The organism is Neobacillus bataviensis LMG 21833 (genome assembly GCF_000307875.1).
GTDB classification, from domain to species: domain Bacteria; phylum Bacillota; class Bacilli; order Bacillales; family Cytobacillaceae; genus Neobacillus; species Neobacillus bataviensis.
This window is the reverse complement of record NZ_AJLS01000119.1, coordinates 20,886-32,296: the sequence shown is the minus strand read 5'-3', so window position 1 is coordinate 32,296 and position 11,411 is coordinate 20,886. Positions and strand designations below refer to the sequence as shown.

The 11,411-nt window shown below is 38.4% G+C and carries 16 protein-coding genes; 3 read left to right on the top strand and 13 right to left on the bottom strand.

Annotated features, from left to right (window positions below; genetic code table 11):
- Nucleotides 1-130 precede the first annotated feature (130 nt).
- From BABA_RS16475 to comGA, 8 genes are read right to left on the bottom strand one after another with little or no spacing between them, the layout of a single operon-like run.
- Nucleotides 131-316 carry a YqzE family protein gene (locus BABA_RS16475; RefSeq protein WP_007086348.1) on the bottom strand — a complete coding sequence of 62 codons (186 nt, stop codon included), beginning with the start codon at nucleotides 314-316 and terminating at the stop codon, nucleotides 131-133.
- Nucleotides 317-376: 60 nt separating this feature from the next.
- A complete protein-coding gene (gene comGG, locus BABA_RS16470; RefSeq protein ID WP_007086347.1) occupies nucleotides 377-760 on the bottom strand; it encodes a competence type IV pilus minor pilin ComGG in 384 nt (127 codons plus the stop codon).
- A complete protein-coding gene (gene comGF, locus BABA_RS16465; RefSeq protein WP_235749718.1) occupies nucleotides 757-1,224 on the bottom strand; it encodes a competence type IV pilus minor pilin ComGF in 468 nt (155 codons plus the stop codon). Before comGF ends, comGG begins: the two co-directional genes overlap by 4 nt.
- Nucleotides 1,181-1,525, bottom strand: coding sequence for a competence type IV pilus minor pilin ComGE (comGE, locus tag BABA_RS16460; RefSeq protein WP_007086345.1), 345 nt, complete (start codon nucleotides 1,523-1,525; stop codon nucleotides 1,181-1,183). Before comGE ends, comGF begins: the two co-directional genes overlap by 44 nt.
- Nucleotides 1,509-1,949: a competence type IV pilus minor pilin ComGD gene (gene comGD / locus BABA_RS16455; RefSeq protein WP_007086344.1), complete on the bottom strand. Its 441-nt coding sequence runs from the start codon at nucleotides 1,947-1,949 to the stop codon at nucleotides 1,509-1,511. Before comGD ends, comGE begins: the two co-directional genes overlap by 17 nt.
- The gene (gene comGC, locus BABA_RS16450) at nucleotides 1,949-2,269 is read right to left on the bottom strand and encodes a competence type IV pilus major pilin ComGC (RefSeq protein ID WP_007086343.1); all 321 of its coding nucleotides are present in this window, start codon (nucleotides 2,267-2,269) and stop codon (nucleotides 1,949-1,951) included. The genes comGD and comGC overlap by 1 nt, the downstream gene beginning before the upstream one ends.
- A 20-nt stretch (nucleotides 2,270-2,289) precedes the next feature.
- Nucleotides 2,290-3,321: a competence type IV pilus assembly protein ComGB gene (comGB, locus tag BABA_RS16445; RefSeq protein WP_007086342.1), complete on the bottom strand. Its 1,032-nt coding sequence runs from the start codon at nucleotides 3,319-3,321 to the stop codon at nucleotides 2,290-2,292.
- Nucleotides 3,308-4,393: a competence type IV pilus ATPase ComGA gene (gene comGA, locus BABA_RS16440; protein ID WP_007086341.1), complete on the bottom strand. Its 1,086-nt coding sequence runs from the start codon at nucleotides 4,391-4,393 to the stop codon at nucleotides 3,308-3,310. Before comGA ends, comGB begins: the two co-directional genes overlap by 14 nt.
- A 305-nt stretch (nucleotides 4,394-4,698) precedes the next feature.
- Here comGA and BABA_RS16435 point away from each other — a divergent pair, with 305 nt between their 5' ends.
- Nucleotides 4,699-5,397: a helix-turn-helix transcriptional regulator gene (locus BABA_RS16435; RefSeq protein WP_007086340.1), complete on the top strand. Its 699-nt coding sequence runs from the start codon at nucleotides 4,699-4,701 to the stop codon at nucleotides 5,395-5,397.
- Nucleotides 5,398-5,481: 84 nt separating this feature from the next.
- Nucleotides 5,482-5,724: a DUF2626 domain-containing protein gene (locus BABA_RS16430; RefSeq protein WP_007086339.1), complete on the top strand. Its 243-nt coding sequence runs from the start codon at nucleotides 5,482-5,484 to the stop codon at nucleotides 5,722-5,724.
- Between the two features lie 31 nt (nucleotides 5,725-5,755).
- Here the strand turns inward: BABA_RS16430 and BABA_RS16425 are convergent, their stop codons facing one another.
- Together BABA_RS16425 and BABA_RS16420 are read right to left on the bottom strand one after the other, a co-directional pair.
- Nucleotides 5,756-6,847, bottom strand: a complete 1,092-nt coding sequence (locus tag BABA_RS16425) for a class I SAM-dependent methyltransferase (RefSeq protein ID WP_007086338.1) — start codon at nucleotides 6,845-6,847, stop codon at nucleotides 5,756-5,758.
- Between the two features lie 153 nt (nucleotides 6,848-7,000).
- Complete coding sequence (locus BABA_RS16420; protein ID WP_007086337.1) at nucleotides 7,001-7,636, bottom strand: MBL fold metallo-hydrolase; 636 nt, start codon at nucleotides 7,634-7,636, stop codon at nucleotides 7,001-7,003.
- A gap of 211 nt (nucleotides 7,637-7,847) precedes the next feature.
- On the opposite strand from BABA_RS16420, the gene BABA_RS26655 reads away from it, so the two are divergent.
- Complete coding sequence (locus BABA_RS26655; protein WP_007086336.1) at nucleotides 7,848-8,024, top strand: DUF2759 domain-containing protein; 177 nt, start codon at nucleotides 7,848-7,850, stop codon at nucleotides 8,022-8,024.
- 28 nt (nucleotides 8,025-8,052) lie between these two features.
- Here the strand turns inward: BABA_RS26655 and BABA_RS16410 are convergent, their stop codons facing one another.
- The 3 genes from BABA_RS16410 to BABA_RS16400 form a co-directional block, all read right to left on the bottom strand.
- Nucleotides 8,053-9,192: a YqgU-like beta propeller domain-containing protein gene (locus tag BABA_RS16410; RefSeq protein WP_007086335.1), complete on the bottom strand. Its 1,140-nt coding sequence runs from the start codon at nucleotides 9,190-9,192 to the stop codon at nucleotides 8,053-8,055.
- A gap of 113 nt (nucleotides 9,193-9,305) precedes the next feature.
- Nucleotides 9,306-10,343 carry a M14 family metallopeptidase gene (locus BABA_RS16405; RefSeq protein ID WP_007086334.1) on the bottom strand — a complete coding sequence of 346 codons (1,038 nt, stop codon included), beginning with the start codon at nucleotides 10,341-10,343 and terminating at the stop codon, nucleotides 9,306-9,308.
- Between the two features lie 81 nt (nucleotides 10,344-10,424).
- On the bottom strand, nucleotides 10,425-11,402 hold the full coding sequence (locus tag BABA_RS16400; protein ID WP_007086333.1) for an ROK family glucokinase: 978 nt from the start codon (nucleotides 11,400-11,402) through the stop codon (nucleotides 10,425-10,427).
- Nucleotides 11,403-11,411: the final 9 nt, after the last annotated feature.

The window sequence follows — 11,411 nt, the reverse complement described above, 5'->3', positions numbered from 1 at the left end:
AATCCGGAGAAATGTCCTTCATCATGCGAATGAAGGACAAAACTCGGAAAAAATCCGGAGAAATGTCCTTCATCATGTGAATGTTATTTGAATGCAATGGATTTTTTTAGAGTGAAGGGAAATATCCCCTTCACATTTTCCGTCTTTTCTTCATTTCTGTATAAAGGATATAGGGGAGAATTCCAAACCATCGATACCAAAAATCGGCCCTTGTTTGCTTTTTCTCTATTCGAAGTCGTTTGCGTTCATCCTTCGGCTGGTCGGCGTATTTAACGATGGTTTGGGTCATGTATTTTACGTAATCATTTGTTTTCATGGATACACCTGCCTTTTTAATACACTAAAAGTATGTCCATGTTTTATATTTTCAAACTACTTAATTCCATTCTACCCATTTGACGATTTTTCTTGATCTGGTATCAAAAAATCCACGTCCGAAGATCGCTTCACCTGATTTTAGATTGAGCGAGAAATTAACCCTTTGGAGATACCCTGATGGAGGATCGGCTTGAAAGTTCATGGTGCCATTTACATAGGTTATGGTTCCCTTTGTGGGAATAGTTCCACTAGTTTGCATCATCCCTTCGATTTTCTTTACCGATGAAAGCATATAATAATCTTCCTGGAGGATAATTGCCGTCTCGTGTGCCATTTTTCGTTCAGTCAGTAATTGTTCAATATGCATAGAGAAAAATAGCAGGAAAAGGATGAGTATGCACAACACAAGTGGGTAAGTAAATCCTTGTTCATTAATTTTCATGTACCTCCACCCCAATTCACGAATGGGTAGCATGTCACACTATATTCTTTTCCCCAGCTGTCTGTAACAGTAACCTTAACAGTGTTGTTGATGACCGAAAAGGAGAATTGTGATACGTTTTGAAGGATAATTTCGTGCCCAGTTGAATTCACGCGTCTCCTAAGGTTCGTCCCGTACTTCTCATATTGAACCGTTTCAGTGCCCTTATTAAGGATTAAGCGATCCGAGACTACACTGACGCTAGAGGCCAGCCGAATCTCAATTTTTATTTGACTGCAGAAAACCTCCCATTCCATTGCCTGCAATTTATTGTCATTAGCCTTGGTGTTTAAGATTATTTGAAAAATAGGTGCCATAAAAAAGATGATTGTCGAAAAGATAGAAAATGCGATGAGTACTTCGATAAGGGTAAAGGCATTATCATTCAAGGACACCGCAAATTTTGTATTCTGACAGGAATGCACTTTTTTCAACTTTCACACACACCACCTTTTGACCGGCCGCTTCTGCTTCCGTGTCGTTCCAGATGATTTTGAATTCTACCTTATTTCGAATGATTGTATAATTTTTACGCGTTTGACTATCGACTAATTTTGCTTGCAGTTCTTCATACATTAGCTTTCGCGCCGAATTTTCTATTTCTACTTGTCGGGATTGGTTTCTCGACTCCATTAATAATGGCAGTAAATAGAGGCTTAGCATTAACAATGCCGACAACGATAGCAGCAGTTCTAGCAAAAAGAATCCCTTATTGCTCCTTAACATAAAACCGTCCCTTTCCAATCAAAACGGTTAATCGATAACTCTTCTTTTCAGTATAAATGTAAAAGGTACCAAACTTATTCACATCTCCATCACCAAGGAATTTGAAATATAAGGGGATGGTACCTTCTCTAAGATTGATATTTGTTGAGTAATTTCTCTCGATAATCGGCGGCATCCCAGATTGCACAAGCATATAATATCGATACTCAGTTTGCATAAAAACAACGGACACCTCATGTTGATGGGAAATAGCATATTGCTGTGCATAAAGCAGGTCTGCCTGTAGTTGAGTTAAAAATGCCTCATCTTCAATCACAGAGTGCTGTGGCTTTAAGGAGAATACTGTAATTGAGGAAATAATCATAAAGATTGAGAGAACTAATAAAGACTCAATTAAGGTAAAGCCTTTTTGGTTTTGGTTCATTATGGATTAGTTGTTTTAGCAACTGCTGTGACATTTCCATCAGAATCAATTTTAACTGTATCACCATTCGGACAACCTTGAGCTTCTTCCCTTAAATAATTTTCTCCTTTTAGTTCTTGAAGTGTTGGCACCTTGTTCTTATCCATTTGATACGCTTGAACCTGGGCTTGTACCATTTTTACATATGCCTGACAGCCTTTGTTGTTGATATTGGAATTGTGTTTGGCAACGTTTGGAATCGTGATAATTAATAAAACTGAAATGACGAGCATAACAATCATCATTTCTATGAGCGTGAAACCCTTTTCATTATTCTTCATTTTATTAATCCTCCATTTTCTTATATTCCATCAAGCAGATGGAACATGGGTAATAAAATCGCTAAATACATAGAGACAACGAGAAATCCAATAAACAAATAAAGAATCGGCTGAATGGTTTTTAAACTTTTTTCAATCATTTCCTCCATATTGGTGACACAGTGTTTGCTGAAAAATAACAACTCCTGCTCTAATTTTCCATTATCCTGACCATGTTTAACAATCATTGGAAATTCCTTTTCAAAAAATGAAAAGGCGGCTAAAATCGTTTCCAACTTTTCTCCAGTAACAAGCTTAACTTTAATCTCTTCAGCTATTTTGCTGTAAAACGGTTGTCTTTGATTTTTTTCAAAAAGTAATAGGGCCTCAGAGACAGAAATCCCACCGGATAATAAGAAGCTAAGTTGAATGGAAAAGTAGTGAGTAAAAAGCAATTTGAGGATCCTGCCGGCAATGGGGATGCGTATAAGCTGAGACCTTTGCTGAAGGATGGAGAGTTTTCGAAATACAAGAAAATAATAGATTGCCGCTAGGAAGAGAAACGTCAGCATTGCACCGATGACAATCGGGAAATATTGATCAAAAGCATAAATAACCTTCGTGAAAAAATTTGCTTCAAGACCGAGTGATGAAAAAAGCGTTGTAAACCTTGGCAGCAATGTGTTTTCGATAAAAATAAATAGTACACCTGTAATAAAAATGAGTAACATCGGATATTGAAGTAATTTTAGAAGCTTTTGTAAATCATGATCCTTTAAAAGAGCGAGGTCACTTCCCTCTAACAAAGCATCGGCAAAGCTTCCATGCTGCTCGGCAAAATAAACATAGCCGATTAAGTCTTTGTTAAACCTGAGATTGTTTAAGATTTCATGAAAGGGAGTGCCTTTTTTTAACTCTACTAAACAACCATATAATTCCTCCTTTCGTTTGGTGGGTAGTTGTAATGCTATGGACTCAATCGCTTCCGCAATTGGATATCCCCGTGCCAGTAATTCACCCGTTCTCTTCAAGAAACTTGCCTGTTCATTCACATTCCATTTATTTGGCTTCATCGTCGTACACCAGCCGTTCATATTCCGACTCTTGAATGTATCCAAGGGCAATCCCCTTGTTAATCACTTCTCTAAGTGTTTTGTAATGTGCTTCGACATTTTCTCCTTTTGCCATCTTCATGGCTGAGTTCAAATTTCTTCCCGACAACAATTCAAAGACACTCGCTCTTTTCCATCTTCCATAGGAATAGCAAAGCGGCGAGCAATCTCCCTCGCAAAATGGACATGTAAGTTCAACTAGTCTTTGTGCGGTGACAGCAATTAGTGTTTGCTCGACCTCTAACCAATTCACGCCAAATTCACGGAGACGGTAAACTGCTCCCTTTGCATCTCTCGTATGCATTGTTGAAAGCACCAAATGCCCGGTGAGAGCCGCTCGAACAGCTATTTTGGCGGTTTCGGCATCCCTGATTTCACCAACCATGATGATATCCGGATCATGACGAAGAATCGCCTTTAAACCAGCTGCATAGGTAACGCCTGCTTTTTCATTCACTTGGACTTGCAAAACAGAGTCATAGTTTTTTTCGATAGGATCTTCGAGTGTGATGACATTGCGATGAAATAAGTGGGCCGTTTCATTTAGAAGAGAATAGAGGGTAGTGGTTTTCCCGCTGCCGGTCGGCCCGGTAAAAATTATTAAACCATGTGCATGTTTGAGTAGTGCTAGTAACTTTCGCGTCATTCCCGGGAATAATGAGAGTTGGTGAAATGGAATCTGTTCTTGTTGGGGTAAAAGCCTGATGACAAGGCTCTCTCGGTTGTTTGATGGAAGTGTTGAAAGTCTAAGGCCCATTAATTGTCCGTCTACTTCACAAAAAATGGCTCCGCTTTGCGGGCGTCTTCTTTCTCCGATATCCATATTGGCTGTAAATTTAAAATGTGAGATTAATCTGTCGCATTCATCTTTTGGAAGTGATAGCCGGGGAATAAGTTTGTTGGTTAAACGGATTTGCACAAGTGTGTCATTCTTCCGAGGTATAATGTGAATATCTGTTGCTTGGTTCCGTGCTGCATCTGTGATGATCCGATTCGCTAAAATTTCAATTGCACTAACAATAGGTAACACCACCTTTTTATTTTTTCTTTGATATATTTCGACAGGCTTCTTTCTTTTCCTTCTTTATTTTTCAAAAATAATTATATTTTTATCAAAACTTTTTTACTTACCGTTCTATCCCAATATTTCCAGAAATCCAGCGTTGACATCCGCAATCATTTACTTAAAAACCGCCGCTTTTATAATATTGTTACAATATAAAGTCCGTAATTGTGAACATTTTCTAAACTTATAGTGTTAAAGTGGTTAACCTCATTCCCTTGTTATAATGGCTGTATTATAATGGAATAAATTATGGGGGTCAGAGGTGAACAGTGATGGAACAAACATTAAAAATAACTAACGTTTTGTCAGATCCAACACGATACTACATTTATCAATACATTACTAAACGCCATCAAGAAGTAACCGTTCAAGAGGTGGCAGAAAATTTTAATATTCATCCGAATGTGGCTAGACTGCATTTATCAAAGTTAGAAGATGTTAATATGTTGGTATCTGAAACGAAAAAAACAGGGAAAGGTGGACGCCCAAGCCGATTATATCGTTTATCCGACGATGTCATTCAACTCCACTTCCCTTACCGTGACTATATGCTTTTATCCAAAGTGGCCATTCAAACGATGATTTCCCTTGGAGAGGTCGGTAAACAAGCACTTTTCTTAACCGGGAAACGTTTTGGTGCGGAAATGATTGAGCAGGAAATGGCAAAAAGATCTCTTGGCGAGGAATTAGAATTTGACCAAAAGCTAACAATACTAAAAAGTGCCGCAACATTAGCAGGCTTTTACCCGGAATTTGAAGCAAATGGCGATAAAACGAAAATCTACTTTCAAATTTTCAACTGCCCTTTTAAAGAGGTCGCAGAAGAACATACCGAAGCAGTTTGCAGTATGCATCATGAATTTTTGAAGGGAATGTTTGGTGCACTTTTCGAAACCGTTGAATTAATCGAAAAAGAAAACATGATTTCCGGTTGTGATACTTGCTCATATCAAGCACTTGTAACAAACTAATTCGAAACCATTATTTACATTACACCTCCTTTTCCTATATAATATTGTAATGATGGTATCGATGGGGTAAAAGGAGGGATACATATGGATCGCATGTTCAGAGTTTGTGGTTTCTGGACGGGCATTTTTACCGTTATGTTTTATTTAGGTGATATGGATAAAACAGCGATGTTATTTTTAGCCCAAACTGGATTCTTTGTTCTGTTAAGCTATCTTAAACTTTCCGAGCGTATGTACTTATGGGTGTTCGGAGCATATTTAACAGTTTTCTTCGCAGGATTCACTTATTGGACTACATTCATGATGCCGCTTGGCGGAGGCCATTGATAAAAAAGCCGGAGTTTATGCTCCGGTTTTTTTATTTTGCGAAAATAATATTGTCACTCATTTCCATTCCTTTTTGTTGAACAATTATATGAAAATAAGAACTGATTTCCGAAGGCATAACTAAACTTCGAATCGCACGATTCCGCTTGCTTACCTCAGAAAATGGATTTGGGTCGTAATGATCTTCTAATTCTTTTAAAATCCCTGCTTTTAATAAAAATTCATCCTGTCTAAGCTTTGTTAACAATGATAACCCTACTTGCTCACCTTTTTGAATCAGGTCATCAAAATGAATATGCGTTGTAATATCCATATCCCCAGGGTGCTGCAAGACATCATGAATCATTGTGTGTTGATAGTATCCTCTTAAGCTCCCCTGTGCCCGCCTGGGATCCATCCATTCTTCATTCTTGTAGCCGTAATCAGCCGTCACAACTAGACCCTTGGTTAACACTGTTGCGATTTCTTGAATCATTTTCTCCATCGCCAACGGAATTTCAATCCGCTGCTTTTCTTTTAAGTCCAATTTACTTGTCTCTAAAAAAGAAAGAATGTCGGGATTTGCTAATGGAATTTTCTGCTCGTACAATTCATTATTTCGTGCTCCTACCATTACTTCAAAAAGTTTCCCGTCTATTTTTTCAATCACATGTACTGGAAGGGCATCAAAAAGTTCATTTGAGAAAATCATCCCTTCAGCATATCCTAATTCACTTAGACTTCCGACTTGAACAACAGAATGTTCGGGCAGCAGCATTTCCTGCTGTAATTTCCGATGATATGGACTGCTTTCCACAATAATATATTGTAATGAGGTTTTAATTGAATCATTCCACTCCTGCAAAAATGCCTTTGCAAAGCGGCCATTTCCTGCCCCAATTTCGCAAAATACCTCTGGCAAGTTTGTAGTTTGACAGATGTGGGAAAACCATTTTGCTACCAGACTGCCATAAACATCAGAAATATTGCTAGTCGTAATGAAATCACCTTGGCGGCCAATTTTCTGTTTATCCTTCATATAATAGCCAAATTCAGGATGATAAAGGGCTGCACCAATATAATCCGCATAAGTGATAAATCCCGTTGGAGAAGTTGAAATTAAGTTCTGTAAATATGTAATCATCGTTACTCCTTTTTAGTTAACACTATTGACATAGTGTTAACTTTATTATATTGTTAGGATAGTAGCTTAACAATATCCCCTCCCATTATATGAAAAAAGAACATCCCCCAGAAAAACCCTTCTCTTCGGTGAGAAGGGTTTTTCTTTAATTCCTTAAAAACCATTCAAAAATGGATTGCTATCCATTTCCTCTCCAATCGTTGTCACGGCACCATGACCCGATAAGACATAGGTTTCTTCAGGCAATGTTAACAGCTTGTCATGAATGCTTTTTAATAATTGATCATGATTACCTCCCGGAAGGTCTGTTCGGCCGATACTGCCCTGAAATAGGGCATCACCCGAGATGACAAACCCATCCTTCGCAAAATAACAGGAAACACTGCCAGGCGAATGTCCTGGTGTATGAAAAACGTCAAATTCGAAATCACCAATTTTCATTGTTCCTTCGTTTTTGATAATGTGATCGGCAGGATTTGCACGGATAGGTTCTACATGCATAAACAACTGTGAGCCATTTAATGCAGGATCACCCAGCCACTTTTCTTCCTGTTTATGAATATAAACAGGAATTTTATAAGCCTCTCTTACCACATTGACTGCACCAATATGATCAAAATGGGCATGCGTTAAAATGATAGCAATTGGCTTTAATTTTCTATCCTGCAATAAATGAATCAATTTATTTCCTTCACCGCCTGGATCAAAAATTAAACAGGTTCGGTCGGGATTTTCAACAAGATAACAATTTGTTTGCAATGCCCCTAAGGGAATTTGCTGCCATTTCATAAAAAGGTTCCTCCAATGCAATGTCGATAGGTTTATTTTACCTTATTACATGAGGACAGGGAAATGACTGATCTGATATTACACTATTTTTGCCCTCGACAAAACCAATAAAAGAATATAAAATAGGATTGGAATGTATATAATATAGTTACATAATATTTTTGAACATGTTAGGCTTCTTGCCTGCTTATGCTAAAAAGGGGGATTAATCATGGGTTTAGTTATTATTTTTGCAATCGTAACCGTTCTTGCTGCTTACGGTGGATTTAGTGCACTAAAGAACAAAAACTTCTTAGGTGCATTTTGGGGAGTAGCTTCCTTCTTTGTTTTTGGCTGGTTTACCGTCATGACAATAATTAATTCTGGATTTCCTACTGGAACGCATTAAAAAAGACTGTCACTTTTGACAGTCTTTTTTATTTTTTTATGAGCTCAAATATTTTTTTTGAATTAAGATCAATTATTTTCTCAAATTGGTAGCCGTACAGAAGGGCTTCACCAGACGGCGAAAAATTGATTGGTTCATTATCCAACCCTTCCGTAATCAGTTTACTGCTTTTCCCTTTTAAATCATAGCTTTCCAGTTGAAAGCCATCAGAGTAAGTATCCATTTCACCACTTGTTAGCGGTTTAAAAGTGATAAATTGTCTCCTCTGCTCATTATAGTCATAAAATGGAACTAACCAATCAGAATAATTTGTAAGCTGGGGGATTGAAAAGACGAAAAACTTTTTCAATTCTTTGTCAAAAAAAGAATAGTCCGCCATCGTCTGGTCGTGCTCATTTACAGTGACAGTCATGAGCAGGTCATGAAATGTTGAAAATTGGATTGCTGATTGAGTCACTGTTTTTTCGCTCCCATTTTCTGATTCTTTCACGATAAGAGGAGCAGTTAATGATAGATTTTCCTGATCCCAATCTAAAAAGCCAAACTCTTTTCCATTCATCCATTTAATAAAAGGCTGGGGTAAGAAGACCTCGGCGGTTATAGCCTTTTTCATATCCAATAAAAATAGCTGATAACTCCAATCCTCAGCAAAATTTGAAACCAAAATCTCAGATTCATTATACGGATTCCATTCAAATACTAATTCATAGGATGGAAAGGATTTCTGAATTTGTTCTTTCCCTTTTGAATCGATGATGGTGACTAGCCCTTCATATGATGATGGCGAGGAATGAACCAAAAGATATTTCTTTGAGGGACTAATCTGCACATTGACAATTGGATTCTTGCTCTCATAGATTAATTCACTTTTACCGGTAAAAAGATTATATTGAAAGACACTTGAGGTTTGTTCAAGATTCGTAATATAAACAACCTCAGTCTCAGAAAGCCATCCAGCGGTCTTGTAAAATTCCCCTGCATCCTTAGGAACGGCAATTGGGGTCTTCCATTCATCGCCTGCAGTTGAGACAGGCGCTTTAGGTTTTTCACTTTTTGCAGGAATTTTTTGTTTAGGCTGCACATTATTCACGCATGCACCCAATAGGAGGGTCAATAAAATTAAGATAAGTATAAAAAAGATACAATTAGCTTGTTTAAGCTGGTTCAATTTAAAAAAATCCCTCCCTTAAAAATTTCCTCTTTATATGTTAGTACGTTTTGTTTACAGAAATGTTTCAATATTTCAAATATATTAAAATATATAGGTAAAAAGTCATATCGTTAATATTTAAGGGCAGCTAGGAAGATTCCTTCTGCACTTTTAAGAATCTCCAAAAATTGTGACAGAGGAAGCGGATTGATCCCCTTACCTAATTCAAGTGTAAAACCAGGACGCTTAAACTCTTGGATAAACCAATCTTTAAATCCGGCATGGCTGTTGACATACTGAATGGCTTGGTATCCGCTTACTTTCTCAAATTCCTTCGCGAGCTTTTCGGATTCAGGAGGTTCATGTCCTTCATAGCCCCAATAAAACTCCTTCCCTTGGGTGTGAAAGGCTAAAACACAATCAAATGAATTCTTTCTCACCAACTCAGCCATTGCAGCTGCCTCAGGCTCCGTTAACGGTGCACTGCCTGGGAAGTCCCTCGGTGCAGGTGCCTTTGGCTGTTTGTTTTGCTTGCAAATGTCCCAGTTAGCCGGGAATTGGTTATTCAAATCGATTCCATTAATATTGGCTTTCCAATGAACGAAATCATCGCTCCCCTCATTAATCCGTATGATTTCTTCTTTTAAATGAGAAGGGGGGCCGTTTAGAACGAGATCTACCCCGTCAGGATTAACCATCGGAACAATGGATAATTCAACCTCTTGATAAAGATTGAGAGCCGTGCTTCCTTTCATTAAAGCCCCATTTGTTAAAGCCAGTAAGTACTGATTAACCAAGCACATCAATACCATGGTGGTAATCCATTCATTTGCATGAAATGAGGCATTCATATGTATTTTTTTTGCCCCTGTTCCAATCCTGATTTCATGAATCGGATTACCTAAAACACTGGTACCGATCGTATTAACAGTAATAAATGGATAAACCCGTTTGAAGTCATTGATTATTTTAACAAGTCTTTTATAATCACAAGAAGATATTCCAGTTATAAGCGGAGTCGGCATTCTTTCAGGCAAATAGATTGTTTCCCCCGGTTTCAAGTCGTTAGGTTTAACCTTTGGGTTGGAATCAACAATGAGATCTAGTGGCAGCTTATACAAATGGCTGTAATAGGATAGTGTATCCCCTGATCGTACAACAACTTCCATTTTATTTCTCCCCCCATCATAAGGAATCATATGAAGGAATAGGAAAAAAATGATTAAGACCCGCGTTTGAGCGGGCCTTTTTTATTTTTGATTTAATTTATTCTTAATAAGCCAAGCAGCACCAAGGACACCCGCATCATTTCCTAATGTAGCCAGGGCTAACTGCGTGGAATCCCTTACTGCTGAAAAAGCAAATTTAGCAAAGCTTTCATTTACCGCGTCAAGTAAAATAGCTCCTGCTTTGGAGACGCCGCCGCCTAAAACAATTTTTTCTGGATTTAGCGTATTAGCTATACTCCCTAAAACAAAACCTAAATGGAAGGAAACCTCATCCAATACGTTTCTGGCTAATGGATCACCATTTCTAGCGGTATCAAAAACCTCTTTTGCGGTGATTTTCCCATTTAGCGAGAGCAATTTGCTTAATTCTCCAGACGTTTCATGTTTATTTAGTTCTGCCATGGCTAATCGAACGATTCCAGTGGCAGACGCAATCGTTTCAAGGCAGCCCTTCCTACCGCAATTACAAGGTGCCCCGCCACTTGGGACAGCGGTAATATGTCCTATTTCTCCTGCTGCACCGTTTATTCCTTGCACGATATTGCCATTTGCGATTACTCCACCGCCAACACCAGTCCCTAATGTAACACAGACAAGATCCTTAGCACCATTCCCTGCACCTTTCCACATTTCACCCAGTGCTGCACAGTTTGCATCATTCTCAATCGCAGCAGGGAGGGAGGTGGCAGCCTCAAGGCTCTCTTGCAGCGGAAAGTTATCCTTCCACCCTAAATTCACCGCGTTCAAAATAACTCCTCTTTCATAATCCATCGGACCAGGTGCACCCATGCCAATTCCGGCCAACCTGTCATTTGTCTCGCCAAGCTGGGCCAGTTTTTCTGCAAGTGCGTTTGCAATATTTTGGGTAATGTTTTTACCTTCATCTGTATTATCTGTAGGTATTTCCCACTTATGTTCAATTTCGCCATCAGCCGTAATAAAAGCTATTTTAGTAGTTGTGCCTCCTAGATCGACACCAGCTATCCATTGATCCGCCATGTATATTCA

What these genes read in the sequence shown, in the direction of transcription:
- BABA_RS16475 (WP_007086348.1), bottom strand. Translation starts at nt 316, where the DNA reads ATGAAAACAAATGATTACGTAAAATACATGACCCAAACCATCGTTAAA.
- comGG (WP_007086347.1), bottom strand. Translation starts at nt 760, where the DNA reads ATGAAAATTAATGAACAAGGATTTACTTACCCACTTGTGTTGTGCATA.
- comGE (WP_007086345.1), bottom strand. Translation starts at nt 1,525, where the DNA reads ATGTTAAGGAGCAATAAGGGATTCTTTTTGCTAGAACTGCTGCTATCG.
- comGD (WP_007086344.1), bottom strand. Translation starts at nt 1,949, where the DNA reads ATGAACCAAAACCAAAAAGGCTTTACCTTAATTGAGTCTTTATTAGTT.
- comGC (WP_007086343.1), bottom strand. Translation starts at nt 2,269, where the DNA reads ATGAAGAATAATGAAAAGGGTTTCACGCTCATAGAAATGATGATTGTT.
- comGB (WP_007086342.1), bottom strand. Translation starts at nt 3,321, where the DNA reads ATGAAGCCAAATAAATGGAATGTGAATGAACAGGCAAGTTTCTTGAAG.
- BABA_RS16435 (WP_007086340.1), top strand. Translation starts at nt 4,699, where the DNA reads ATGGAACAAACATTAAAAATAACTAACGTTTTGTCAGATCCAACACGA.
- BABA_RS16430 (WP_007086339.1), top strand. Translation starts at nt 5,482, where the DNA reads ATGGATCGCATGTTCAGAGTTTGTGGTTTCTGGACGGGCATTTTTACC.
- BABA_RS16425 (WP_007086338.1), bottom strand. Translation starts at nt 6,847, where the DNA reads ATGATTACATATTTACAGAACTTAATTTCAACTTCTCCAACGGGATTT.
- BABA_RS16420 (WP_007086337.1), bottom strand. Translation starts at nt 7,636, where the DNA reads ATGAAATGGCAGCAAATTCCCTTAGGGGCATTGCAAACAAATTGTTAT.
- BABA_RS26655 (WP_007086336.1), top strand. Translation starts at nt 7,848, where the DNA reads ATGGGTTTAGTTATTATTTTTGCAATCGTAACCGTTCTTGCTGCTTAC.
- BABA_RS16405 (WP_007086334.1), bottom strand. Translation starts at nt 10,343, where the DNA reads ATGGAAGTTGTTGTACGATCAGGGGATACACTATCCTATTACAGCCAT.
- BABA_RS16400 (WP_007086333.1), bottom strand. Translation starts at nt 11,402, where the DNA reads ATGGCGGATCAATGGATAGCTGGTGTCGATCTAGGAGGCACAACTACT.